Source organism: Mesorhizobium sp. J8, assembly GCF_016591715.1.
GTDB lineage: Bacteria > Pseudomonadota > Alphaproteobacteria > Rhizobiales > Rhizobiaceae > Mesorhizobium.
In genome coordinates, this window is the sequence record NZ_AP024109.1 from 5,537,368 (window position 1) to 5,560,746 (window position 23,379).

The following is a 23,379-nucleotide window of genomic DNA, read 5'->3' on the forward strand; positions in this document are numbered from 1 at the left end:
GTCGGTTCCCCTTGCTTTTGGTTTTGGTTGCTAGAATTGCACGGTCGCGAGCGCCGCCTCGGCTTGCGCGAACAACCTGGCCTCGTCGAGCCCCGGGAATTCTCCCTTGGCCCAAACGACCCGGCCGTTGATCATGGTCATGTCGGTCGGCGCGCCGATTCCAACCTTGGCCAGCAGGCTCAGCGGATCGTGCCGCGTGCCGACATAGTCCATGCGCCGGGTGTCGATGGCGAAGAGATCGGCGGCCATGCCAGGCGCCAGCCTGCCGATGTCGCCGCGCCCGAGCAGCGCCGCGCCCCCCGTCGTCGCATAGCCGAGAAAATCAGCCGGCGGCGGCACCGGATGACCGCGCGTCGATGCCGCGAGGCATTGCAGCATGTAGGCGGAATGGATGCAGTGCATCAGGTTGGAATTGTCGTTCGAGGCGGCGCCGTCGCAGCCCAGTCCGACACTGAGCCCGAGGGCCGACATCGCCGGTATGTCAGTGATCTCGGCGCCGACGAGGTAGACCGGCTCAGGGCAATGCGAGACGCCGGTGCCGCTCGCCGCCATCTTGCGCAGCTCGTCGTGGGTCAGCTCCCAGCAATGGGCATAGAAGGCATCCGGCCCGCAGAAGCCGATCTCGGTGCAATAGTCGACGGTTCGCAGGCCGTGACGGGCCTGCATGACCGGGCTTTCGCCCTCGCCGACATGGGTGTGCATGCGCACCTTGCGGTCGCGCGCCAACGCCACCGATTCCAAGAACGTGTCGCGATAGCAGTTGACCGGCTGGCAAGGCGCGACGATGACCTGGCGCATGCCGAAGCGACCGGCATCATGGTAGGCGTCGATCAGCCGGGCGCAGTCGGCGATGAACTCGTCCGTCGTTTCCAGCATGGCGTCGGGGATGGTCGAGCCTTCCGATTTCGGCAGCGTGTTGCCGCCCCGTCCGGCATGGAAGCGCATGCCGAGCAGTTCGGCCGCTTCGAATTGCCGGTCGATCAGCCGTTTGCCGGCGTGCCGCGGAAAACAGTATTGATGGTCGAAAGCCGTCGTGCAGCCGTGCTTTATCAACTCCGCCATAGCCGTGACCGACGCGTGGTAGAAACATTCCTCGGTGAGCCGCGAGAAAATGGGGTAGATGCGGTCGAGCCATTCGATGACCGACAGCTTCGTCCAGTCCAAGTCGGCGCGGTTGCGCACGAAGCATTGAAAGAAGTGATGATGGGTGTTGACGAGGCCCGGATAGACGAACCAGCCGGCGGCGTCCTGCGCGACGGTGCCGCCAGACAGTCCCCCCTTGTCGAGGTCTTCGCCGATGGCCCGTATCGCCGGGCCGTCGGTCAAGACATCGACATTGCGGCGGACGCGCGGACCATCGCCATCGTCGACGATGACCGCAGCGCAGTTCTTCAACAGATAACCCGTCATGTCAGGCTTCGCCGCCTTCGAGGACGGGCTCAGGCTTGAGCTCGTGCAGCCGATGGATGCCGGGCATCTCGATGAAGCCGTCGATGCCGCGGATCGCCCGCGACCATAGCCGGATCGCGGGATAGGGATCGAGCCAAACGCCGCCGTCCGGCGCGAGCGCGACATAGGGAAAGCAGGCGATATCGGCGATCGTCGGCCGGTCCGACGCAAGGAAGCGCTGGCCGCGGATGCGCTGTTCGACGAGGCCGGCTTCCAGTTCCCGAAGGGCCGCCGTGCCTTGCCCGCGAAGCGCATCGATATCGCCCGGACGCAGCAGCATCTCGTGCAGGCGCGCCGCTCCCAGGCTAGCGGTCAGCCGGTGCGAGAAGGACAGCCATTGCTGGACGCGTGCTCCCTGCTCGGCCGCATCGTTACCCAGCCATTGCGGCGCCCCCTTGGCGGCGAGGTAGACCAGCATAGCCGAGGATTCGGTCAGGACGAGGTCGCCATCCTCCAGGATCGGGATCGAGCCCGCCGGATTGAGCGCCAGGAGTTCGGGGCCGCGATGCTCGGCGCCGGGATGGAAGTCGACCGGGCGGATGTCGAGCGCCACACCTGTCAGCGCCGCCATCAGGCGCACTTTGTAGCAGCTCGGTGACAGCACATAGTCGTAGAGCTTCATTGCGCCACCAGTTGCGCGCCGTAGGTGTAGCCATGGCGTTTCAGCCAGCGCCGGTAGGCAACCGAGGTCAGGTCGGCCCGTGTGGGAATCTCCATGCCGGGATCGAGCGGCAGCAGCTCCGGGATCTGGTTTTCAAGGATCGACCGGTCCTGGACGAAGATCGTCTGCTGGAAATGAATCAGGTCCGTCAGCGGCGTTTCGTCGTCGAACAGTGCCATCCATGGCCAGACGTCGCACAGGTCTTCGGCAAGCGGCTGCACGAAAAGGGTGATGACGTCCCATTCACCTGGGCGAGGCGGACAGGTCTTGTAGAGGATCGAGCAGGTCGGCGCGGGCACGCGATACATGTATTGCGTGTTGATGCCGCCTGCCGCCGATTTGGCGGCCTGCGGCTGGTAGAACTGCACCTGGGTTGCCCACACCTCGTCTTCGTCCTCGCGGATCTCGACCTTGTAGTTCTGCACCTCCGTATGCGGCTCTGCTCCCAATATGTCGGTATGGACGAACGGGAAATGCGCGATGTCCAGGAAGTTCTCCACCGCGCGCAGCGGCGAGCAGCGCACGCGCACCACCCCGACATCGACGAGCCGGCGGCCGGGCTGATCGGCCTCGGGGATCGCAAACAGCGGCTTTTGCGGATCGCCGAGCGACGCCCAGACATGGCCATAGCGGACTAAGGCCGGCAGAACACGTCCGTTGCCGCCGGCGACCTTGGCGGTCCCGTCGTCGCCGAGCCTCACCTCGATCGGCTCGCCCATGAGGGCGGTTTTGCGTCCATGCGCATCGAGCTGGCTGACAAGGCAGACCGGATACCATTCGTCGATCATCGCGTTGCGGGTCATCGGGCGGTCCCGCTGGCCGCAACATACTCGGCCGCCCGCCGCAGCGCTTCGGCGGCCCTCGACGCGGCGATACGTTCGCTCGGATTGCTGTCCTCGTCGACCAGTACATGCATCAGCGTCCGCGCTTTCCCTTCGGGAGCAAGCAGCAGCCGCACGGTCCGGCCATCATGCGTATAGTCTAGCAGGCCTTCAGCGGCCTTCGTTCCGGCGGCCTCCTCCAGCGCGGCGATGTCGGCCTCCACCACCATTGAGCGCAGGGGGGTAACTCCGTCGAACCGTGGCGGCTCGGCGGCGGGTTCGCCGACCGGAATCCAGATGATGCCGCCGCCATCCTCGACAGGCTGTGTCGCGACACGAATCGTGTCCGGCGGCGTCAGTGCCGGATGGGCCGGAATACGCAGGCAGTTTCCCGCCTGGGCGTAGCTCCAGCCGTGATAGATGCAGGACAGGGTCTCACCGCGCACGAAGCCGTGGGAGAGGCGCATGCCGCGATGAGGGCATCTGTCGGCAAAGGCCGCCATACGGCCGGAGCGGCTTCTCCAAAGGGCAATCGGCCCGGCTGGGGATTGCGCTGGCATCACGGTTCCCGCCGGCAAATCCGCGGAGAGGGCAACAGGCATCCAAGAGCCGGTCGAGTAGGGAGGCATACATCAACTTTCAAACGACACCAGCATGTTCCCGGGGCGCGGCTTAGCGGTCAAGGACATGCTAAAAGACCCGGTCACGTTTGCACAACATCTCCTCACTGGCAATAATGCCCAAAAAAGGTGCATTGCACTCTTCGCAGGGACAGCCCGCAGGCCGGAAACTAGCCCGATTCGCCCTCTATCGGCACCCGGCGGATGGCCTCGACCCAGACATCGATTGGTCCAAGAGAGCATCCCATCTCCATCATGTCGACGAGCTCGGCTGGACCGGCGATGTCGAGTTCGATGCAGTCGGGACCGGCAAAGCATATTGCCTGCGCGAGCCCGAGCTTGGCGGCATGACGCTCGATCCAAGGAAGGAAGGAGGCTGCCTCGACATCGCCGAGGATCGTCATGCGCTCCCGCCAGAAACGGTGATTTTGCTCGCTCATGGAAACCTCGGCAACGAAACAGATATAAGCTATCAACATTTTGCTCAATTGCTGAAGTGCCTTTGGAAGCGAGCTCTCGCGACGCTACGGCGACCGCTCCCGGGCAGCGCCTTGTCGACGGCGGGAAGTGGCCGCTCCGGCCCCTATGGGGCAATCAAGATGTGGGAAGCTGCCGTCCGCGTCCCGCCTCCCTTTTCCCGCAAGCCTGCCACAAGCTTGTTCAGTCATTGTGCGGATAACAAAACCGGCAAAGGGCGGACTTTCTTGGCCATTTCCCCACCCAGCGACATCGTCATGGATGTTGCCCGCGCAGCGGAGCCGGCCGATGTCGAGGCCGCGCGCGCGGCGCTCGCCAGACGGGCGAACGGCGCCTCGGCGCCATTCACCGTCGATCCCTCCGCGACGGTCGATGCCGGCTCCATTCTCTCGCGAGCCACGGCCGACAAGGCGGAAGCCGCCAATCCGGCGAAGAAGTTCCAGCGCTTCGAGGCGATGGTGCTGACGACCTTCATCCAGGACATGATGCCCAAGGACACCGAGGGCGTTTATGGCAAGGGCCTGGCCGGCGACATGTGGAAGTCGCAGCTCGCCGAAAAGGTGGCCGATGTCATGGCCGCGCATGGCGGCATCGGCATCGCCCGGTCGATGCTCGCCGACCACTATCTCGACGGCAAGCACAAGGTGCCGGTCGGCCCGGTCGCCGGCGGACCGCAGAAAGCCGAGATCGACCAGCAGACCAGGCTTTCGACCTCGATGGTCGAGGAGCTTGAGCGCAAGGCCGCACGGTCGATGACCGGCGACGACACAACCATAAAAACGGACATCAAGATCTAGGGACCTACATGGCCGACCAAACGGACCTTTCCAACCTTCCCGCGCGTGCCAACGCAATGGAGGCGCCCGCCGCCGCACGACCCGGCAACCTCGCCGCCATCATTGGCCGCATCGAGGAAGTCGTGGACGAGGAGACCGCCGGCATCCGGAGCGGAACGGCCTATGACCTCAAAGCCTCGAACGCGCGCAAGAGCCGGTATCTCTACGAACTCAACCGCGCCTTGAAGGGGGCCAACGAGATCGAATTCCTCGAGCAGCATAAAGAAGGCCTGCTGCGGCTGCGCCAGAAGCTGGCCAAGAACGAGGCGGCGATCCTCGCCCATCTCAACGCCGTCAACGAGGTCGCCACGCTTCTGAGGAACGCCATCCAGCGCGCCGATACCGACGGCACCTACTCGGCCGGCGAGTTCGGCATGGCCCGAGCATGATCCCGAACCGCAGGACCGCGTCAGCGAAAAGTGGAAGCCGGTTTTTCGGACAAGATCATGCGCGAAGCAAATAGAACATGATAAAGTTCATCGCCGCCGCGCTGTGGATCTGCGCCGTGACGCTCGGTGCGGTCTTCTATTCCTTCCAGGCGGCCGGCCAGCGCGGCGCGGCCGAACCGCCAAAGCCGATGCTGGGCGGCCTCGACTACGTCAAGACCGACATGATCTCGGTGCCGCTGCTGCGCGACGGCTCGATCGACGGCTATTTTCTGACCAAGCTCGTCTACACGGTCGAGCCGGAGCAGATGAAGAAGCTGTCTGTCCCCGCCCAGGCGCTGATGACCGATCAGGTCTATTCCTATCTCTATTCCAATCCGCAGATCGATTTCACCAAGAAGGACTCGATCGATCTCGACGCCTTCCGCAAGTCGATACGCGACACAATCAACACCCGCGTCGGCGTCGAGCTGGTGCATGAGGTGCTGATCGACCAGGTCAACTTCCTATCCAAGGACGATATCCGCGACAACGCGCTTCGCCGCCGCAAGAATGCCGGCGAAACCGCGGCGGCGATGACCAAGGCGTTCAAGACCGCGCCGGAGCATTGATTGCCCGGCCAACTCGACACGGATATCTTAGTAAAGCTTACCCATGATGCGACATGACGCATGGTGACCGCGTTGACGTTTACGTCAACTCGAAGCTATATGCGCCGTGACAGGCGGCCGCTTAGGCGCGGCGCGCCTACCTCGCCCAGCGGCTCGACAGGCCGGTGCGCGTCAACGCAACCAACGAGGAGAACCGCCATGGGCGTTCAGGAGATTGCCGACAAGATCAGGTCGCGCGTGGCGAGCGCGGGTTTCGAGCATTCGGTCAAATTCGACACCGGCAGCGACGGCGTCATCGTCATCGACGGCGCGACCGTCTCGACCACCGACGCGCCGACCGACTGCACCGTCAAGCTGTCGCTCGACGATCTGGATTCGCTGATTGCAGGCGACCTGAACCCGACCATGGCCTTCATGGCCGGCAAGCTCAAGGTCGAGGGCGACATGACGGTTGCCATGGCGCTCAGCCAGCTGCTCGGCTGATCTTTCGTAAAAACGAGAACGCCGCCCCACGGGCGGCGTTATGTTTTTGTCGAGTCTAAGCCCTCAGGCGACGAGGCCCTGGGCTTGACCCTTGATCTTGCGGCCGGCGGCCTTGATTGTGCCTTTGGCGCCGTCCAGCGCGCCTTCCTTCAGCTCCAGCGCAAGAAGCCGGTGCCGCTCATAGGGGCCGGGCATGGCAAGCGTTCCGGTGCGGTCCGCCGAAAAGCCGAACCGTCCGTAATAGGGCGCGTCGCCGACGAGCAGGATCGCGCCATGGCCGAGCCGCGCGGCCTCGGCGACCGCATGTCGCATCAGCGCCGAGCCGATGCCGCCGCTCTTCAAGCCAGGCTCGACCGCGAGCGGGCCGAGCAGCAGCGCCGCCGGACCGCCCTCGCCCAGCCTCACATCCCAAAGCCGCACCGTGCCGACGACCGCGCCCGAGGCATCGCGGGCGACGAAGGCCAGGCCCTCTGAAGGCCGGCGGCCGCGCCGCAGCTTCTCGGACGACTTCTTCTTGCGCTTCGGCCCCATGGCGCGATCGAGCAAGGCTTCGCGCGCCGCGACGTCGCCGGCGCCTTCGCAGACGATGACGAAGGCCGGCGCCTGGGCGGCCCCCTCGTCCGGCGCGCCGCGCGAGCCAGCCTGTGCCCGGAGGGCAAGGGAGGGCGCCAGCGCCGCAATCGGGCTCTTCTCCCCCGCGGAGAAAAGCTCAGCCGACGGTCCGGACGAGGGGGCAATCTCGGTGGCCGCAAGGGCCGATTTGATCAGGTATTCCATATCCGCGATCCTTCACGAGCGGAGATCTGTTCCACAAGCGAGCCCGGGCGGGCGACATCATCGCCCGCGCCGGATGATCTGAACGGTCCTTGCGAACCGGTCAGATCACGTAGGATCGGAGAGGCTCGAAGCCGTTGAAGGCGACCGCCGAATAGGTGGTCGTGTAGGCCCCGGTGCCTTCGATCAGCACCTCGTCGCCGATGGTCAGCGACAAGGGCAGCGGATAAGGCGTCTTCTCATACATCACGTCGGCCGAATCGCAAGTCGGGCCGGCGAGCACGCAAGGCGCGGTCTCCGAGCCGTCATGGCGGGTGACAAACGGGTAGCGGATCGCCTCGTCCATCGTCTCGGCGAGACCGCCGAACTTGCCGATGTCGAGGAACACCCAGCGCACATTGTCGTTGTCGGCCTTCTTCGAGATCAGCACGACTTCCGACTTGATGACGCCGGCATTGCCGACCATGCCGCGGCCCGGCTCGATGATCGTCTCGGGCAGCGCGTTGCCGAAATGCTTGCGCAATGCCGAGAAGATCGCCTGGCCATAGGCCTGGGCGGCTGGCACGTCCTTCAGGTAACGGGTCGGGAAACCGCCGCCCATATTGACCATCTTGAGCACAATGCCCTCCTCGGCGAGCGTCGCGAACACCTTCTTGGCGTCGCCCAGAGCGCGGTCCCAGGCCGACAGGTCGGTCTGCTGCGAGCCGACGTGGAACGACACGCCATAGGCGTCGAGGCCGAGCCCCTTGGCATGGCGCAGCACGTCGACGGCCATCGCCGGCACGCAGCCGAACTTGCGCGACAGCGGCCACTCGGCGCCTTCGCCGTCGGTGAGCACGCGGCAGAACACGCGCGAGCCGGGAGCGACACGCGCGATCTTCTCGACCTCCTCGACGCAGTCCACCGCGAAGAGGCGGATGCCGAGCTGGTAGGCGCGTGCGATGTCACGCTCCTTCTTGATGGTGTTGCCGAAGGAAATGCGGTCCGCGGGCGCACCCGCGTCCATCGCCATCTCGACCTCGGCAACCGATGCGGTGTCGAAGGACGAGCCCATCGCAGCAAGGAGGCGCAGGATTTCCGGCGCCGGGTTTGCTTTCACCGCATAGTAGATCTTGGAATCGGGCAACGCCTTCTCGAAGGCGCGGAAATTGTCGCGCACGACATCGAGGTCGACGACGAGGCAGGGACCGTTCGGACGTCGGGTGGCGAGGAAGTCAAGGATGCGCTGGGTGGCCATCGGGGTCTCTCCATAACGCCTTTCGGCGCGCACAAAGGCTGCGGACGCGGGCGCTCAGCCTCGCGAACTCGCGGTCAAACAAAGGCGGGACGTCAAATCCATGGAACCAGCCGGTGGAGACCCCGGAACCATGGAATGCCGTCTCGCGGCGATGAACCTTGGCCTTGCCCGGCCTCGGTTCGCTTTGTCTGCCTTGGCTTGGATGGGAGAACCCCGTCCGCACTGCCGGCAATGAAGGTGTGCCTCTTTAGTAACCCCGGTCTTTGGACAACCGGAAGAGAACCAGAAAGGCCCGCACCGTCGTTGCTTCAAGGTGTCCTCGGTCTTGTGGTTGGCCACTGACCGACTGGAGGGGGTTGGCTCCAGTTACCTTACCGATTGCCCTCACCATTCGAGGATCGGCGGACACCCACAGGCACGTGCGACTTTGGGCAAGGGCGATATAGGAGCGAAGGGGTTCACAATCAATAAAAATCGTAAGCCCATGTTGTAAAATTTCCGGCATCGAACAATGTTGGTCGCACCGTATCCGGAAATCGAACGATGCCAGGAACTCAAGGGCCGCTGAACGCCTTCCTCGATCTGCGCCAAATGCCTGTGGCGCATGCTGAATTGGGCCCGCTCGCCGGCCTGCGCCTGGCCGTCAAGGACATCTACGACGTCGCCGGCTACCGCACCGGCTGCGGCAACCCGCAAAAATTCGAGGAAGCCCATGCCGCTTCGCGCACGGCCGAAGCGGTGCAGACGATCCTCGATGCCGGCGCCCGATTCGTCGGCAAGACCCAGACCGACGAATTGGCCTTCTCGTTGTTCGGCCAGAACGCGCATTTCCCCTACCCGGTCAATCCCGCCGCGCCTGACCGCGTCACCGGCGGCTCCTCCTCCGGCTCGGCGGCCGCAGTCGCCGGCGGGCTGGCGAACATCGCCACCGGCTCCGACACCGGCGGCTCGATCCGTGCGCCGGCGAGCTTCTGCGGCCTGATCGGGCTGCGCACCACCCATGGCCGCATTTCGCTCGACGGGGCGATGAAGCTGGCGTCGAGCTTCGACACGTTCGGCTGGTTCGCCGACGACATCGAGACCTATGAGGCGGTCGGCAAGCTTCTGCTTGGCCGCGATCCGCACCAGCACCCGCTCAACCGCCCGCTGTCGATTCGCTGGCTCGACGCCTTCGTCAGCGGCCCGGCGGAAGCCGCCGAATATGCGCGCATGAAGGCGTTGGCCGCCGCCGTCATCGGCCAGCCCGCGGAGACCGAATACGCCTTCACCTCGTTCCCCGACGAGCTTTACTGGTGCTTTCGCCGCCTGCAGGCCTTCGAGGCCTGGCGCGAGCATGGCCCCTGGATCTCGGCCGGCGGCCGCCTCAGCCCGGGCGTCGACGAACGTTTTGGCTTCGGCCGCACCATCGACGCCAAGGCCGCCGCCGCCGAAGCGGCGCGGCGGCTGGCTTTTCGGGCCGAGCTTGGCGCCCTGCTTGGCAACAACGGCTTTCTGGTCCTGCCCACCGTTCCCGGCGCAGCACCGCTTGCCGCCGGCACGCCGGAACAGTTCCAGGCTTATCGCGAAAGGGCGCTGCATCTCTTGTGCCTTTCGGGTCTTTCGGGCTTTCCGCAGATCACCTTGCCGATCGGCGCGGTCGACGGCGCGCCCTTCGGCCTGTCGCTGCTCGGCCCTTCCGGCAGCGACGTTGCCCTGATACGGCTCGGCCGCAGGATTCTCGACGCGGCACGAAAGGTCTGACCATGGATACATTGACCCGCATGCGCGCCTTCATCGACGTGGTCGAGGCGGAAGGGTTTTCGGCCGCGGCGCGCAAGATCGGCCGCTCCAAGGCGCTCTTGTCGAAATATGTGCGCGAGCTGGAGGACGAGCTCGGCGCGCTGCTCTTGAACCGGACCACGCGGCAGTTCTCGCTGACCGAAGCCGGCCACACCTATTATCAGCGCGCCTCCGAGATCGTGCGCGAGGTCGACAGCCTCGCCGAGGCGGTGCGCCAGTCTTCCGGCGACGTCCGCGGCAGGATCAAGCTGTCGGCCGCCCGCACCTTCGCCGATGCGCCGATCGGCCAGTCGCTGGTCGACTTCGCCAGGCAGCACCCCGACATCGTGCTCGACATCCATCTCGACGACCGCTTCGTCGACCTTGTCGAGGAAGGTTTCGACCTTGCCGTGCGCATCTCGCGGCTGGAGAACTCCTCGCTGATCGCCAGGCGGCTGGCGCCGTTCTCCGTCCGGCTTTGCGCTTCGCCGGAGCTGATCGCCAGGCATGGCGCGCCGACGCGGCCCCAGGACCTCGCCAACATGCCCTGCATCGTCGACACCAACGGCCGCTCGCTGGCCAACTGGCGCTTCAAGGGCGAAGGCGAGGAATCCATCAGCGTCGCCGTGTCGGGCCCCATCGAGGTCAACAGCCCGATCGTGGCGCGAGCCGCCGCGCTTTCCGGCCTGGGTTTTGCCATGCTGCCGGATTTCATCGCCGCCCCGGACGTCGCGTCCGGCAAGCTGGTCACCGCGCTCGACGACCGGATCCTGGCGGGCACCGGCATCTTCGCCGTCTACCCGCACCGCCGCTATCTTCCGGCCAAGGTAAGGGTCTTCGTCGACTTCCTGGTGCACTGGTTCAGGACGCGCGACACCGCCTGATGACTGTCGCCCGGCCAAGGCAGCGGCGCGCGTAAAGACGAAGCTGAAGCGGGCGTCCCAATTTCGCCCGCTTTATGTCAACCCTCGGGCCCGCTCCCTAGAGCAATTCCAGGAAAAGTGCGTAGCGGTTTTCTGTCCGGAATTGCTCAGAAACAAAGTCAATGGAATCGCGGCACGGAATGCATCTGAAACGGCAAGCAACCATGCTGGCTTCGGCCTTTGCGGCCACATTGGCCTCGGTCGAGCAGGCTGAAGTCCACCCGCATGTCTTCGCCGAAGCCCGGCTCGACGTCATCCTCAGCCAGGATCACCAAAGTGTGACGGCGCTGCGCCACCTTTGGCGCTTCGACGATTTGTTTTCGAGTACAGTGATGATGGAGTTCGACAAGAACTCCGATCTGAAACTTGACGACAAAGAGCTCAAGGAAGTGGCCGACACCGTCCATTCCTCGCTGGCCGAGTTCAACTACTTTCAGCTCGTCACCCAGGACGGCAAGGACGTGCCCATGGTGCCGCCGCCGCATCTGATGGCGAATTTCGACAACGACCAGCTGATCATCCTGTTCGAGTCGCAGCCGAAGACGCCGATCAAGCTCGCCGGCAAGATCGACATCGGCGTCTACGACCCGACGTTCTACACCGCGATCGATTTCACCGACGACGCCAACCTCACCGTCGATGGCCTGCCCTCGACCTGCACCAAGAAGGTCATCCGTCCCGATCCGGACGAGGCGATCAAGGAAAACCAGAAGACCCTGACGGACGCGTTCTTCAACGATCCGACAGGCACCGACATGAGCAAGATCTTCGCCACCAAGCTCGAGTTGAACTGCCCGCCGGAAGGATGATTTGGTGATGAGACCCTCTCTGCGCGCAAGCAGGTTTCGCAAAAGTGTCGCACGGTTTTGCGATTGGAACCTGCGACAAGCAAGGGAATCCAGGCGGATATTCGTGAGACATCCCACGAATATCCGCCTGGCCCTCGGCCTCTTGGCAGCCGCCTTGATGGCGACCCATCTGGCGGGCGTGGCCCATGCCCAGAGCTCGCTCGGCATCGGCACCAATGACGGCATGGCGCCGACCACCACGGGTCCGTTCGCCCATATCCTGATGTGGATCAATCTCAGGCAGCAGGAATTCTACCATTCGCTGGCCGCCGCCATGAAGGCGATGCGCCAGGACGGCAGCAAGCTCTGGCTGCTGATCGGCCTGTCCTTCGCCTACGGCATCTTCCACGCCGCCGGCCCCGGCCACGGCAAGGCGGTGATCTCGTCCTACATGGTCGCCAACGAAGTGGCGCTGCGGCGCGGCATAATGCTCTCCTTCGTCTCGGCGCTGCTGCAGGGCCTGACCGCGGTAGTCGTCATGATGCTTGCCTATTTCGTGCTGCGCGGCACCGCGATCTCGATGACCGACGCGGCGTGGTTCCTGGAAATCTCCAGCTTCGTGCTGGTCACCTTGTTCGGCGCCTGGCTGCTTTGGCGCAAGCTCGGCTCGTCGGTGCTGCGCCTGTTCGGCAGAGCGCCCGCCTACAGCCTGTCGGCCGCCCATGCCGGCCATCCGCATGACGGGCATTCCCATGCGGGCCACTCGCATGGGCATTCGCATGCGCGCGTCGCGCATTCCCTGCGCGTGCATGACGATCATGATCATCATGGCCATTCGCATGCCCACGGCCACGATCATGGCGCGCATGAGCACCGCCATCACGCCGCGCACGACCACGCCCACCACGACCATGGTCCTGGTGAAGTCTGCGAGACCTGCGGCCATTCGCATGCGCCGGATCCGGCGATGCTGTCGGGCGACCGCTTCGACTGGAAGACAGCCTGGTCGGCGGTGGCCGCCGTCGGTATCCGCCCCTGTTCCGGCGCGCTGATCGTGCTGAGCTTCGCGCTGCTCAACGGGTTGTGGCTTGGCGGCCTGCTGTCGGTGCTGGCGATGTCGATCGGCACCGCGATCACCGTCTCCGCGCTGGCGACGATCGCCGTGACGGCCAAGAACTGGGCGGTCTATTTCGCCGGTGATGGCCGCATCGGCAACCGCATCCATTCCATCGTCGAGATCGGCGGCGCCGCCTTCATTTTCCTGGTCGGACTGCTGCTTCTGTCGGCCAGCCTATCGGGCGGCGCCTGAGGCCGGTCAGGCGATCTTCCCACCAAGCTCATCCTCGATATGCGCGCGGATGATTTCGTCGAAGTTCTTCTCGGCGGCAAAGCCCAGTTCGCGCGAGCGGCGCGCCTCGAAACGCGTCGGCCAGCCTTTGACGATCGCCCAGATCGTCTCGTCGGGCTGCTCCCGGATCCGCTTCGCGACCGCGGCGCCGGCGATGCGCTCCAGCGCCTCGATCTGCTCGCCGACGGTGACGGCGACGCCGGGCATTGTGAGGTTGCGGCGCGGACCGACCTTGTCACCGTCGATCTCGGCCGCATGGACGAGGAAATTGACCGCCGAGCGCGGACTGGCATGGGTATGCAGCACCGAGCGCGGCACCGGCAGGATCGCTTCCTGCCCGGCGAGCGGCTCGCGGATGATGCCGGAGAAGAAGCTGGAGGCCGCCTTGTTCGGCTTGCCGGGGCGCACGCAGATCGTCGGCAGCCGGATGCCGATGCCGTCGAAGAAGCCGCGCCGCGTGTAATCGGCGAGCAGCGCTTCGCTCATCTGCTTCTGCGTGCCGTAAGACGTGAGCGGCGTCGGATGGAATTCGTCGGGGATGACATCCGGGAACGGCGCGCCGAACACGGCGATCGACGAGGTGAAGACAAGGCGCGGCGCGAACGCCGCCAGCCGCACCGCGTCGAACAGCGCGCGCGTGCCGTCGAGATTGACGCGGTAGCCGAGATCGAAATTGGCTTCCGCCTCGCCCGACACGATACCGGCCAGGTGGAAGATCACGTCGGGGCGCGGAGCCACGAGAGCCGCCATGGCCCCAGGGGATGACAGATCGCCGGTGTGGATCGAGACATCGACGCCCGTGAGCGCCGGTGCCTGCGGCGCCACGATGTCATGCAGGTCGAGCGCCGTTATCTTGCGCCCGCGCAGCATACCGTCCTTGGCGAGCCGCGCGATAAGCTTGCGGCCGACCATGCCGGCCGCGCCCGTGATCAGAATTCGCATCTTCAGAGACCTTTCTTGCGCTGGCTGCGTCCGCGCAGCCACAGGACGACGAACAGCCCGACCATGAAGGCCACGGCGATGACGGCCGCCAGGACCGTCGACAGCTTGCCCGCGGCCAGCATGATGGCCGGCAGGAAATAGGCGGAGAGGCCGAACAGCAGCAATATCACCGCTGCGGCGATCGCCGCGTTTTTCGTCTCACGATCCATCAGCGGGCGGTCCTCGTTTCGAGGCTGTTCGGTTTCATCAGTGATAGTGCCGGCGATCGGCGGGTGCGCCATGCGCGTGGTCGTGATCGTGGTGATGGTCATGCTCGTCATGGCCGTCGGCGCATTGTCCGAATTCGGACTCGACCGTGGCATGATCGATACCGTGCTTCACGGCGAGCCGCTTCTTGATCGCGCTCACCGCGATATGCGGATCGACGCCATCGTTCAGGCAGGCATGCAGCGTCGCCATGTTGGAGGTGCCGTCGAGCGACCAGACATGCATGTGATGCACCTCGCGCACGCCCTTGACCGCGCCCTCGATGTCCTTGGCGATCACGTCGCGGTCGAGGCTCGCCGGCACGCCTTCGAGCAGGACATGCGCCGCCTCGCGCATCAGCGACCACGCCGTCGACAGGATCAGCAGCGACACCAGGACGGACAGGATCGGATCGATCGGTGTCCATCCCGTCGCCAGGATGATGATGGCTGCCGCGATTGCCGCGGCCGAGCCAAGCAAGTCGCCCAGCACGTGCAGGATGGCGCCGCGCATGTTCAGGCTCTCGCGGTCTCCGCCATGCAGCACGAAGAAGGAGGCGACGTTGACCAGCAGGCCTGCCACAGCCACCACCAGCATCGGCCCGCCGAGCACCGGCGCCGGGTTCATCAGCCGCCCCCAGGCCTCGTAGACGATCCAGAGCGCGATGGCGAAGATGGCGATGCCGTTGGTGTAGGCGACCAGCGTCTTCACCCGGGCGAAGCCATAGGTGAGGCGGCCGGTGGCCGGACGCCCCGCCAGATGGAAGGCATACCAGGCAAGGCCGAGCGCGATCGAGTCGGCGAGCATATGGCCGGCATCCGCGAGCAGCGCCAGCGATCCGGTGAGCAGACCGCCGAGCGTCTCGGCGACCATGAAACCGCCGGTCAGGCAGGCCGCGATCAGCACCCGCTTCTTGTCGGTCGAGCCATGCACATGGCCGGCGCCATGGCTGTGACCGGCCGGACCATGATCGTGCGAAGCGTGGTCATGCGCCATGGATGAACTCCTGTCTGACCTTGCCGGCAAGCGGTTTCTCGCTTCCGGAGATCGTGGTCTATGCGCCGAAGTCGGCGCGAAAATCCTCAAGCCGCCGCTTCTGGCCGCCTTGGTCATCGAAATTCGCCGGATCGAGCCAGCCTTCATAGGCTTTGCGCAAGGCCGGCCACTCCTTGTCGATGATCGAATACCACGCCGTATCGCGGTTTTCACCCTTGACCACAAGGTGCTGGCGGAAGATGCCTTCGAACTTGAAGCCGAAGCGCTCGGCGGCGCGCTTGGAAGGCTCATTGCGGTTGTTGCATTTCCACTCGTAGCGACGATAGCCGAGATCGTCGAAAAGATATTTCGCGAACAGGAACTGCGCCTCGGTCGCCGCCGGCTTGCGCGAGATCAGCGGCCCCCAATAGATGTTGCCGATTTCGCCGACGCCGTTGGCGGCATCGATGCGCATCAGCGTCTGGCGTCCGGCGATCTTGCCGCTCGCCTTGTCGATGACGGTGAAGAACAGCGGATCCTCGCTGGCTTCGGCCTTGTCGAGCCAGGGCTGGAAGGCGGCGCGACTTTCCGGCGGGTAGTCGGGCAGCCAGGCGAAACGTCCGCCGACATCGGGAACCGAGGAGGCTTCGTAGAGGCCGTCGCCATGCTTTGCCGCGCTCAGCGGCTCGAGCCGGACGGTGCGCCCCTCGATCGCCTTGCGTTCCGGCCGCGGGCGCGGCTGCCAATTCTTCAGATCTTCCGACACCGGCCACTCCAATCCGTTTGACTTTTGCTGCCGGACGGTCACAAAAACGCTCGCTCACAGAAAGAACCACAGGGACGGGAAAAATGCTCCACACGATCGCGGCCTTCGACCGGCTCGGCGAGGAAAACGCCTTCGCGGTGCTGGCAAGGGCCACCGCGCTTGCCCATCAGGGCCGCGACATCATCAACCTCGGCATCGGCCAGCCCGATTTCAAGACGCCGCAGCACATCGTCGAGGCGGCGATCAAGGCGCTGCGCGACGGCCACCACGGCTATACGCCGGCAAACGGCCTCTTGGCCACGCGCGAGGCCGTCGTGCGCCGCACGCTGACCACCACCGGCGTAGAGGTGTCGCCTGAGAATGTGATGATCCTGCCCGGCGGCAAGCCTACCATGTTCGCCGCGATCCTGATGTTCGGCGAGGCAGGCACCGAGATCCTCTACCCCGATCCCGGCTTTCCGATCTACCGCTCGATGATCGAGTTCACCGGCGCGACGCCGGTGCCGGTGCCGATCCGCGAGGAGAACGGCTTTGCCTTCTCGGCGGAAGAGACGCTGGCGCTGATCACGCCCAGGACCAGACTGCTGATCCTCAATTCGCCCGCCAATCCGACTGGCGGCGTGACGCCTCGCGCCGAGATCGAGAAGCTGGTCAAGGGCATGGAGAAGCACCCTGAGGTCGCCGTCATGTCGGACGAGATCTACGACGTCATGACCTATGACGGCGAGACGCACTGCTCGCTGCTCAACTTCCCCGAGATCCGCGACCGGCTGATCGTGCTCAACGGCTGGTCGAAGACCTGGGCGATGACCGGCTGGCGCATGGGCTGGTCGATCTGGCCGAACGGTGAGAAGGGCGCGCATCTCTACGACAAGGTGCGCAAGCTGGCGGTGAACTGCTGGTCCTGTGTCAACGCGCCGAGCCAGTTTGCCGGCATCGCCGCGATCGACGGCCCCCAGGACGATGTCGACAAGATGATGCGCGCCTTCGACAACCGCAGGAAGATCGTGGTCGAAGGGCTGAATGCGCTTCCCGGCATTTCCTGCGTCACGCCGAAGGGTGCCTTCTACGCCTTCCCCAATGTCTCAAAGACCGGCTGGAAGGCGAAGAAGCTCGCCTCGGCGCTGCTCGAGGATGCCGGCGTGGCGCTCATCGGCGGCCCCGATTTCGGCGTGCTCGGCGAAGGTTATATCCGGCTTTCCTACGCCAATTCCGAGGAGAACATCCTGCGCGCGCTGGAGCGGATCGAGGCGTTCCTGAAGAAGTGAGCCGTCAGGCGTTCACCCGCGCCCGACAAATGGCATCTTCGTCGCCATCACCGTCATGAACAAAACGTTCGCATCGAGCGGCAGGCTGGCCATGTGCAGCACCGCGTCGGCGACCCGCTGCACATCCATCACCGCCTCGGCGGCGATCGAACCATTGGCCTGCGGCACACCGACCGTCATCGGCTGCGCCATCTCGGTCAGCGCATTGCCGATGTCGATCTGGCCGCAGGCGATGTCGAAGGGACGGCCGTCGAGCGCCAGCGTCTTGGTGAGCCCGGTGATCGCGTGCTTGGTCGCCGTATAGGGCGCCGAGCCCGGGCGCGGCGCATAGGCCGACACCGAGCCGTTGTTGATGATGCGGCCGCCCATCGGCTTCTGCCTTCGCATCGCGCCGAATGCCGCGCGGGCGCACAGGAATGAGCCTGTGAGGTTGACGCCGACGACATCGTTCCAGACCTCGACCGGGATCTCGTCGATCAGCGTCGACTTGTAACCCATGCCGGCATTGTTGAAGAGCAGGTCGACGCGGCCGAAAGCCTCGAGCACGGTCTCGAACATGTCGTCGACCTCCTCGGCCTTGCTGATGTCGCAGGCGACGGCCAATGCCTTGGCCTGCGTCTTGCCCGCATCGGCGATCGCCTCTTCCAGCAGCGTCTTGCGGCGGCCGCAGAACACCGTGTTCCAGCCCGCCTGGAGCAGCGCCGTGGCGACGCTCTTGCCGATACCGGTGCCGGCCCCGGTAACGATGGCGGTCTTCTCTGTTATGGCTGTCATCGCCGTCCTCCGGTCTTGCTTGGAAAGACGTGGCATCGCAAATGGCAAGGATCATGGCAAGTCGCTATTGGCGACAAACAAGAGGCCAACAAAAAGGGCGGTCATTGGCGACCGCCCCGATCTGAACCGCGCTTGGGAGGAGGAAAAGCCGGTCCGACTGATTAGAATGATGCGCTTGCTGGGTTAACGAGAGATTAACGACCGCCAAGGCGGCGCGCAGCGGCGTTTACCAACGTGATTCACCACAGCGAATTAGGCGCGCTGCCCGCCGGCACCTTGGCCGCCGAGACAGTCGCCTCGACATGATCGACCAGCGCGTCCGGCAGGCCCAGCCGGCCGGCGAGCAGGTCGAGATAGCCGCGCTCGGCGCGCGTGTCGGGATCGATGGTGAGCCGCGAGGCGGTGTAGAGCTCGAGCTTCTGCGCATCGGTCTTGGCACCGGCGACCAACGTGTCCAGATCGAGTGGGCTTTCGAGCTCGGCAAGCAGGAATTTTTCCGCTTCGGCGCCAATGCCGGCGAGCTTGAGCTTGTCGGCGATCTTCTTGCGTTCTTCGTCGTCGACATGGCCGTCGGCCTTCCCCGCCGAGATCATCGCCCTGACCAGCGTCAGCGTGAACTCGGCCTCGCCTTGCGGCGCCTGCGCTGGATCGAAAGCGGTATCGGCCGGTGGCGGGAGCAGTTCAGGCTCGCCGGATGCCGGCGCCTGCGCCGGCTCGTTGCCGGTCTTGTAATTCTGGTAGGCCTTGTAGGCGAGGCCGCCGATCGCCGCCAGGCCGCCGAGCTTGATGGCCGCGCCCGTCACCTGCCGGCCGGTGCCCGTGCCGAGCAGCACGGCGGCCAACGCGCCAGCGGCCAGCGGATTGTCCTTCGCCATCTGCACCGCCTGCCCCGCCTTGTCGCGGACGGTCGAGCCCGTGCCTGGAATGTGCGAGCCGAGAAGGTCGTCGAGCAGCTTCTTGGGGTCGAGCATCAATGCCTCCAGAATTGGCCCGGCCGAATGCGCGCGGGCAAGGTTTTGGACCGGCAAGAGGTAGGCCCCGCGCTTTGACATTACAATGACGGGCGGCTTTCGGGCCGTCTTAACTGCCTATATGGCGCTTGCCGCCACGTGCTTGCGCAAGCTCGACCTGGCGGTGGCGTTCGGCATAGCGCTCGCGATCCGCGTCGGACCGCGCCTCGAAGCAATGCGGGCATGAAACGCCGATTGTATATTTCGGCGACAGCCGGTCCTCGACCGTCAGCGGGTGCCGGCAGGCGCGGCAGAGCTCCGCCTCGCCCTCGGCCAGTCCATGCGAGACGGATACACGCTCGTCGAAGACGAAACATTCGCCTTGCCACAGACTCTCTTCGGCCGGCACCTCTTCGAGGTATTTCAGGATGCCGCCCTTGAGATGGAAGACATTTTTGAGGCCGAGCGATTTCATATAGGCCGTCGCCTTTTCGCAGCGAATGCCGCCGGTGCAGAACATCGCCACCTTGCGGCTTTCGAGCTCTTCGCGGTGCTCTTCCACCCAGGCCGGAAACTCGCGGAAGCTGGAGGTCTTTGGGTCGACCGCGCCCTTGAACGTGCCGAGCGAGACTTCGTAGGCGTTGCGCGTGTCGATGACGACGGTGTCGGCGTCCGAGATCAGCGCGTTCCAGTCGGCCGGCGCGACATAGGTGCCGGCGCTGGTCGCCGGGTCGATGTCCTCGACGCCCATGGTGACGATCTCGCGCTTCAGCCGCACCTTCATGCGGTGGAACGGCATCTCTGCGGCGCTGCTGTATTTGACTTCCAGACCGGCTAGGTTTTCGATGGCCTGGAGATGGTCGATGAGCGAGGCGATCGCCTCCTCGCTGCCGGCGACGGTGCCGTTGATGCCTTCATGCGCCAGCAGCAGCGTGCCCTTGATGCCGCGCCCGCAACAGAAGGCGGCGAGCGGCGCGCGCAAGGCCTCGTATCCGTCGAGCCGCGCGAATTTGTAAAGCGCGGCGACACGGATGGGCTGAATTTCCTTGGTTGTCGTCATGGCCATGCCACTAGACTGTGGTCAAAGCTGTTTCAAGGCAAAGAAAGTTCACGCGGCGCACGATCCGCTGCGCGGCATAGCGACACGCTGGGCTCCGTGGACTTGAGCGAACCCTTCTGCTAATCGGTTTAAAACGATAGAATTGGAGACCAGCACATGACCAGCAAGACCGAAAAGCTCCTGTCGCTCCTCAATGGTCAGCCGGTCATCCCGGTGCTCAAGATTGCCAATGTCGCCGATGCGGTGCCGCTCGCCCGCGCTTTGTCGCGCGGCGGCTTGCGGGCCATCGAGATCACGCTGCGCACCGCCGGCGCGCTGGAGGCGATCCGCCGCGTCGCGGCCGAGGTTGAGGACGCGGTTGTCGGCGCCGGCACCATTCTCGATGCCAGGCAGTTCGATGAAGCGGCCGCCGCCGGCTCGAAATTCATCGTCAGCCCAGGCATCACCAGCCAGCTTCTCGACGCGGCCAGGGACAGCCAGGTGCCGCTTTTGCCCGGCGCCATCACGCCCGGCGAGATCATGGCCGCCCGCGAAGCCGGCCTGCGCTTCCTGAAATTTTTCCCGGCCGAGCAGTCCGGCGGCATCGCGTCGCTGAAAGCCTTCGCGTCGCCGCTGGCCGACGTGAAATTCTGCCCGACCGGCGGCATCACGGCCAGGAACGCCGCCGACTATCTGAGCCTGCCGAACGTCATCTGCGTCGGCGGCTCCTGGGTGGCGCCGGACGATCTCATCAAGGCCGGCAAGTGGGACGAGATCGAAGCGCTGGCGCGTGAGGCGAGCAAGCTCAAGACGTAACCGCGCTTTCACCAGGGCAGCGCGCCGTTCTCATCGAAATAGCCGCCCGTCGGTCCGCCTGGTTCCAGCGTCGCCAGCCGCACGATGATCTCGACCGCCTGTTGCACTGTGCGGCCGCCTTTGTGCGCATTGAGGTCCGTCGCGGTGTAGCCGGGAGCGGCGGCATTGACCATGACGCCGCGCGGCGCGAGTTCCCTGGCGAAGGCGAGCGTAATCGCGTTGAGCGCGGTCTTCGAGCTGCCATAACCCATCACATTGGGCGACTGGCCGTTGCCTGACGCTCGTGCCAGCGATCCGAGATAGCTGCTCACCATGACGATGCGGGAAGCGGGCGATGCCAGGAGCAGCGGCAGGAAGGCCTGGGTGACCCGGACCGGACCGAAGACATTGACGTCATAGGTGGCTTTCATGTCAGCGACAGTCTCGCGGCTCGGCGGCCGCTGATAGCGGCCGTCCGGGCCCAGTGCCTCGACATAGCCGGGCGCGATGCCGGCATTGTTGACCAGCACGTCTAGGCTGGGCGTCCGCGCCGCGACGGCTTTGGCCGCCGCCGCGACGCTGTCCTCGCTGGCGACGTCGAGCGCGAGCCACTCGACGTCCAGCCCTTCATTACGCAACGCTTGCGCCGCGGTCTCACCGCGCTCGGCATCGCGAGCGCCGAGCCACACCTTGTAATGCAGTGCCCCCAGGCGCCGGACGGTCTCACGGCCGATGCCCTTGTTGGCGCCGGTCACCAGCGCGTTCTTCGTCGTCATATCCATGTCCTCCTTTTGACGACCTAGAGATGACGTGAGCTGGTCCGCTTCGCGCGCCGGAAACTCTCATGCTCTTGCCTAATCCTCTCAAGTGCGCGTTGCCACGTGCGAGTCGCGTCTCGCTTGGTTGCGTCGCCTCCGTGGATCGGCAATGCTAAAGCGATGAACGAAGCGCTGGAGGAATTGACCGCGATTGCCGGCCGCCATGCGCGCGGGAGGCGGACCAAGACAGCCATTCCGCGCGTCACGATCGGCCGCAGCGAGGTTCCGACGCCACCATTGCCCGAGCTTTGCCAGCCGACCACGCTGTTCGTATTACAGGGAACCAAGACCGTGCTGATCGGCGACCGCACGCTTGCCTACAGCGCCGGCAGCTATTTCGTCTATGCGGTCGAGACACCCGCCACCAGCCAGCTGATCGAGGCGAGCGCCGCGCGGCCCTACCTGGCCGTCGCCTTCGCGCTCGATACCGAGCTGATCGCCGGCCTGCTCATCGACCACAAGCCGGCGATCGATGGCGATAGCTTCGTGACCAATCAGATCGATGCCCTGCTGCTCGATGTGTGGCGCCGGATGCTGCGGCTGCTCGACCGGCCGGCCGAGATTGCTGTTCTCGCGCCGATGCTCGAACGGGAAATCGCGTTCAGGCTTTTGCAAGGCCCGCAAGGCGAGAAGCTGCGCCAGCTCGCGCACGCCGACGGGCGCCTGTCGCAGATCCGCCGCGCCACGGCCTGGATCCGGGCACATTACAACGAGCCGATCGATGTGACGCAACTGGCGGAGCTGTCGCATATGAGCAATGCCGCCTTTCATCGCCACTTCAAGGCGGCGACGGCGATGAGCCCGATCCAGTATCAGAAGCAGCTCCGCCTGCTGGAGGCGCGCCATATGCTGATCGCCCAACCCGGCAACGCCTCACAGGTTGCGTTCGCCGTCGGCTACGAAAGCGCCTCCCAGTTCAGCCGCGAATATACGCGCCAATTCGGGCTCCCGCCCGCGCGCGACGCGGCGCGGCTTCTGGCCAAGGGCGAAGCGGCCACGCTGGAAGTCGACTGAGCAAGAAAACCGGCCGGCTTGCGCCGGCCGGGGGAGTCTTGAAACGCAGCTATCTGCAGACCCTGACCTTCTCGACCACCTTGTGATGGTGGCGCCAATGCGTCACCAGCTTGGTCACGCAATGATGCCGTCCGGCCTTGACGATCACGGTTTCGGCCTGCGAGGGAGCGACGCCAGCCGATGCCGCGGCCAGCGCCAGAACTGACGCCAATACAATCTTCTTCATGAATATCCCCAGTTTGGAACGAACCCGTTTTAACCCATCACTGGGCACGGCGTTCCAACCTCACGGCAAGTTTAGCCCGGCGTGAACGTGCGTCCGCGGAACGCCGGTTGAGACCTCGCCGCGTCTGTTCCCGCTCATGGATTCGAACCACGATTCACGCCTTCAAAGGGCGCTGTCCTACCATAGACGAAGCGGGAAGACCGGCCGGTCAAATAGACCACGGCGATGCTCTAGACTAAAGCGCGTCGCGATCTTTCAGATTTGCTCCATGCGATTTGGGCTTTTGATTTTGCGCATGTCTTTGTCCCGAAGCCGGTTCCCACTTTCGGGAGACACGCCCTGAAACACAAAAGCCGCGCTGGCAGGCCAACGCGGCTTTGCGGCGGGCCACGCT

The 23,379-nt window shown here is 64.8% G+C and carries 27 protein-coding genes and 1 tRNA gene; 11 read left to right on the forward strand and 17 right to left on the reverse strand.

Annotated elements, in window-relative coordinates; genetic code table 11:
* Positions 1-30: 30 nt before the first annotated feature.
* The 5 genes from MJ8_RS26565 to MJ8_RS26585 form a co-directional block, all read right to left on the reverse strand.
* A complete protein-coding gene (locus tag MJ8_RS26565; protein WP_201411584.1) occupies positions 31-1,410 on the reverse strand; it encodes an amidohydrolase in 1,380 nt (459 codons plus the stop codon).
* A gap of 1 nt (position 1,411) precedes the next feature.
* A complete protein-coding gene (locus MJ8_RS26570) occupies positions 1,412-2,071 on the reverse strand; it encodes a glutathione S-transferase family protein (RefSeq protein WP_201411585.1) in 660 nt (219 codons plus the stop codon).
* On the reverse strand, positions 2,068-2,913 hold the full coding sequence (locus MJ8_RS26575; protein ID WP_201411586.1) for an aromatic ring-hydroxylating oxygenase subunit alpha: 846 nt from the start codon (positions 2,911-2,913) through the stop codon (positions 2,068-2,070). Before MJ8_RS26575 ends, MJ8_RS26570 begins: the two co-directional genes overlap by 4 nt.
* The gene (locus tag MJ8_RS26580; protein WP_201411587.1) at positions 2,910-3,560 is read right to left on the reverse strand and encodes a Rieske 2Fe-2S domain-containing protein; all 651 of its coding nucleotides are present in this window, start codon (positions 3,558-3,560) and stop codon (positions 2,910-2,912) included. The genes MJ8_RS26575 and MJ8_RS26580 overlap by 4 nt, the downstream gene beginning before the upstream one ends.
* Before the next feature lie 161 nt (positions 3,561-3,721).
* Positions 3,722-3,991 (reverse strand): acylphosphatase, encoded by a 270-nt coding sequence (locus MJ8_RS26585; RefSeq protein ID WP_201411588.1) that lies wholly within the window; start codon positions 3,989-3,991, stop codon positions 3,722-3,724.
* A gap of 264 nt (positions 3,992-4,255) precedes the next feature.
* On the opposite strand from MJ8_RS26585, the gene MJ8_RS26590 reads away from it, so the two are divergent.
* The 4 genes from MJ8_RS26590 (at position 4,256) to MJ8_RS26605 (ending at position 6,344) form a co-directional block, all read left to right on the forward strand.
* On the forward strand, positions 4,256-4,825 hold the full coding sequence (locus tag MJ8_RS26590; RefSeq protein ID WP_225248053.1) for a rod-binding protein: 570 nt from the start codon (positions 4,256-4,258) through the stop codon (positions 4,823-4,825).
* Positions 4,826-4,833: 8 nt separating this feature from the next.
* Positions 4,834-5,253, forward strand: a complete 420-nt coding sequence (locus tag MJ8_RS26595) for a hypothetical protein (RefSeq protein ID WP_201411590.1) — start codon at positions 4,834-4,836, stop codon at positions 5,251-5,253.
* Positions 5,254-5,330: 77 nt separating this feature from the next.
* Entirely contained in the window at positions 5,331-5,861 is a 531-nt protein-coding gene (locus tag MJ8_RS26600) for a hypothetical protein (RefSeq protein ID WP_201411591.1), read from the forward strand.
* Positions 5,862-6,059: 198 nt separating this feature from the next.
* Positions 6,060-6,344, forward strand: coding sequence for an SCP2 sterol-binding domain-containing protein (locus MJ8_RS26605; protein WP_040997164.1), 285 nt, complete (start codon positions 6,060-6,062; stop codon positions 6,342-6,344).
* 63 nt (positions 6,345-6,407) lie between these two features.
* Here the strand turns inward: MJ8_RS26605 and MJ8_RS26610 are convergent, their stop codons facing one another.
* Entirely contained in the window at positions 6,408-6,932 is a 525-nt protein-coding gene (locus tag MJ8_RS26610; protein ID WP_412177130.1) for a GNAT family N-acetyltransferase, read from the reverse strand.
* Positions 6,933-7,221: 289 nt separating this feature from the next.
* Positions 7,222-8,355 carry an ornithine/lysine decarboxylase gene (gene odc2, locus MJ8_RS26615; RefSeq protein WP_201411593.1) on the reverse strand — a complete coding sequence of 378 codons (1,134 nt, stop codon included), beginning with the start codon at positions 8,353-8,355 and terminating at the stop codon, positions 7,222-7,224.
* A 543-nt stretch (positions 8,356-8,898) separates the two neighbouring features.
* On the opposite strand from odc2, the gene MJ8_RS26620 reads away from it, so the two are divergent.
* The 4 genes from MJ8_RS26620 (at position 8,899) to MJ8_RS26635 (ending at position 13,133) form a co-directional block, all read left to right on the forward strand.
* A complete protein-coding gene (locus MJ8_RS26620) occupies positions 8,899-10,095 on the forward strand; it encodes an amidase (protein WP_201411594.1) in 1,197 nt (398 codons plus the stop codon).
* Positions 10,096-10,097: 2 nt separating this feature from the next.
* The gene (locus MJ8_RS26625; RefSeq protein ID WP_201411595.1) at positions 10,098-10,997 is read left to right on the forward strand and encodes a LysR family transcriptional regulator; all 900 of its coding nucleotides are present in this window, start codon (positions 10,098-10,100) and stop codon (positions 10,995-10,997) included.
* Positions 10,998-11,176: 179 nt separating this feature from the next.
* Positions 11,177-11,845 (forward strand): DUF1007 family protein, encoded by a 669-nt coding sequence (locus tag MJ8_RS26630; protein WP_201415598.1) that lies wholly within the window; start codon positions 11,177-11,179, stop codon positions 11,843-11,845.
* A 157-nt stretch (positions 11,846-12,002) separates the two neighbouring features.
* Entirely contained in the window at positions 12,003-13,133 is a 1,131-nt protein-coding gene (locus MJ8_RS26635; RefSeq protein WP_201415599.1) for a nickel/cobalt transporter, read from the forward strand.
* A gap of 6 nt (positions 13,134-13,139) precedes the next feature.
* Here MJ8_RS26635 and denD read toward each other — a convergent pair whose 3' ends face one another.
* From denD to MJ8_RS26655, 4 genes are read right to left on the reverse strand one after another with little or no spacing between them, the layout of a single operon-like run.
* Complete coding sequence (gene denD, locus MJ8_RS26640) at positions 13,140-14,114, reverse strand: D-erythronate dehydrogenase (protein WP_201411596.1); 975 nt, start codon at positions 14,112-14,114, stop codon at positions 13,140-13,142.
* A 2-nt stretch (positions 14,115-14,116) separates the two neighbouring features.
* Complete coding sequence (locus MJ8_RS26645) at positions 14,117-14,323, reverse strand: hypothetical protein (protein ID WP_201411597.1); 207 nt, start codon at positions 14,321-14,323, stop codon at positions 14,117-14,119.
* 37 nt (positions 14,324-14,360) lie between these two features.
* Positions 14,361-15,356, reverse strand: coding sequence for a cation diffusion facilitator family transporter (locus MJ8_RS26650; RefSeq protein WP_201411598.1), 996 nt, complete (start codon positions 15,354-15,356; stop codon positions 14,361-14,363).
* A 58-nt stretch (positions 15,357-15,414) separates the two neighbouring features.
* Positions 15,415-16,101, reverse strand: a complete 687-nt coding sequence (locus MJ8_RS26655) for a GNAT family N-acetyltransferase (protein ID WP_201411599.1) — start codon at positions 16,099-16,101, stop codon at positions 15,415-15,417.
* An 83-nt stretch (positions 16,102-16,184) separates the two neighbouring features.
* On the opposite strand from MJ8_RS26655, the gene MJ8_RS26660 reads away from it, so the two are divergent.
* The gene (locus tag MJ8_RS26660; RefSeq protein WP_201411600.1) at positions 16,185-17,369 is read left to right on the forward strand and encodes a pyridoxal phosphate-dependent aminotransferase; all 1,185 of its coding nucleotides are present in this window, start codon (positions 16,185-16,187) and stop codon (positions 17,367-17,369) included.
* Between the two features lie 12 nt (positions 17,370-17,381).
* Here MJ8_RS26660 and MJ8_RS26665 read toward each other — a convergent pair whose 3' ends face one another.
* From MJ8_RS26665 to MJ8_RS26675, 3 genes are all read right to left on the reverse strand, one after another.
* Positions 17,382-18,143: an SDR family oxidoreductase gene (locus MJ8_RS26665; protein ID WP_201411601.1), complete on the reverse strand. Its 762-nt coding sequence runs from the start codon at positions 18,141-18,143 to the stop codon at positions 17,382-17,384.
* Between the two features lie 239 nt (positions 18,144-18,382).
* Positions 18,383-19,114, reverse strand: a complete 732-nt coding sequence (locus MJ8_RS26670; protein WP_201411602.1) for a tellurite resistance TerB family protein — start codon at positions 19,112-19,114, stop codon at positions 18,383-18,385.
* 109 nt (positions 19,115-19,223) lie between these two features.
* On the reverse strand, positions 19,224-20,153 hold the full coding sequence (locus MJ8_RS26675; protein WP_201411603.1) for a rhodanese-related sulfurtransferase: 930 nt from the start codon (positions 20,151-20,153) through the stop codon (positions 19,224-19,226).
* 156 nt (positions 20,154-20,309) lie between these two features.
* On the opposite strand from MJ8_RS26675, the gene MJ8_RS26680 reads away from it, so the two are divergent.
* Entirely contained in the window at positions 20,310-20,948 is a 639-nt protein-coding gene (locus MJ8_RS26680; protein ID WP_201411604.1) for a 2-dehydro-3-deoxy-phosphogluconate aldolase, read from the forward strand.
* Between the two features lie 8 nt (positions 20,949-20,956).
* Here MJ8_RS26680 and MJ8_RS26685 read toward each other — a convergent pair whose 3' ends face one another.
* Entirely contained in the window at positions 20,957-21,703 is a 747-nt protein-coding gene (locus MJ8_RS26685; RefSeq protein WP_201411605.1) for an SDR family oxidoreductase, read from the reverse strand.
* A 162-nt stretch (positions 21,704-21,865) separates the two neighbouring features.
* On the opposite strand from MJ8_RS26685, the gene MJ8_RS26690 reads away from it, so the two are divergent.
* Positions 21,866-22,759: an AraC family transcriptional regulator gene (locus tag MJ8_RS26690; protein ID WP_201411606.1), complete on the forward strand. Its 894-nt coding sequence runs from the start codon at positions 21,866-21,868 to the stop codon at positions 22,757-22,759.
* Between the two features lie 49 nt (positions 22,760-22,808).
* Here the strand turns inward: MJ8_RS26690 and MJ8_RS26695 are convergent, their stop codons facing one another.
* Together MJ8_RS26695 and MJ8_RS26700 are read right to left on the reverse strand one after the other, a co-directional pair.
* Positions 22,809-22,985, reverse strand: a complete 177-nt coding sequence (locus MJ8_RS26695; protein WP_201411607.1) for a hypothetical protein — start codon at positions 22,983-22,985, stop codon at positions 22,809-22,811.
* A gap of 127 nt (positions 22,986-23,112) precedes the next feature.
* Positions 23,113-23,182: transfer RNA gene (locus MJ8_RS26700), tRNA-Gln, on the reverse strand.
* Positions 23,183-23,379: the final 197 nt, after the last annotated feature.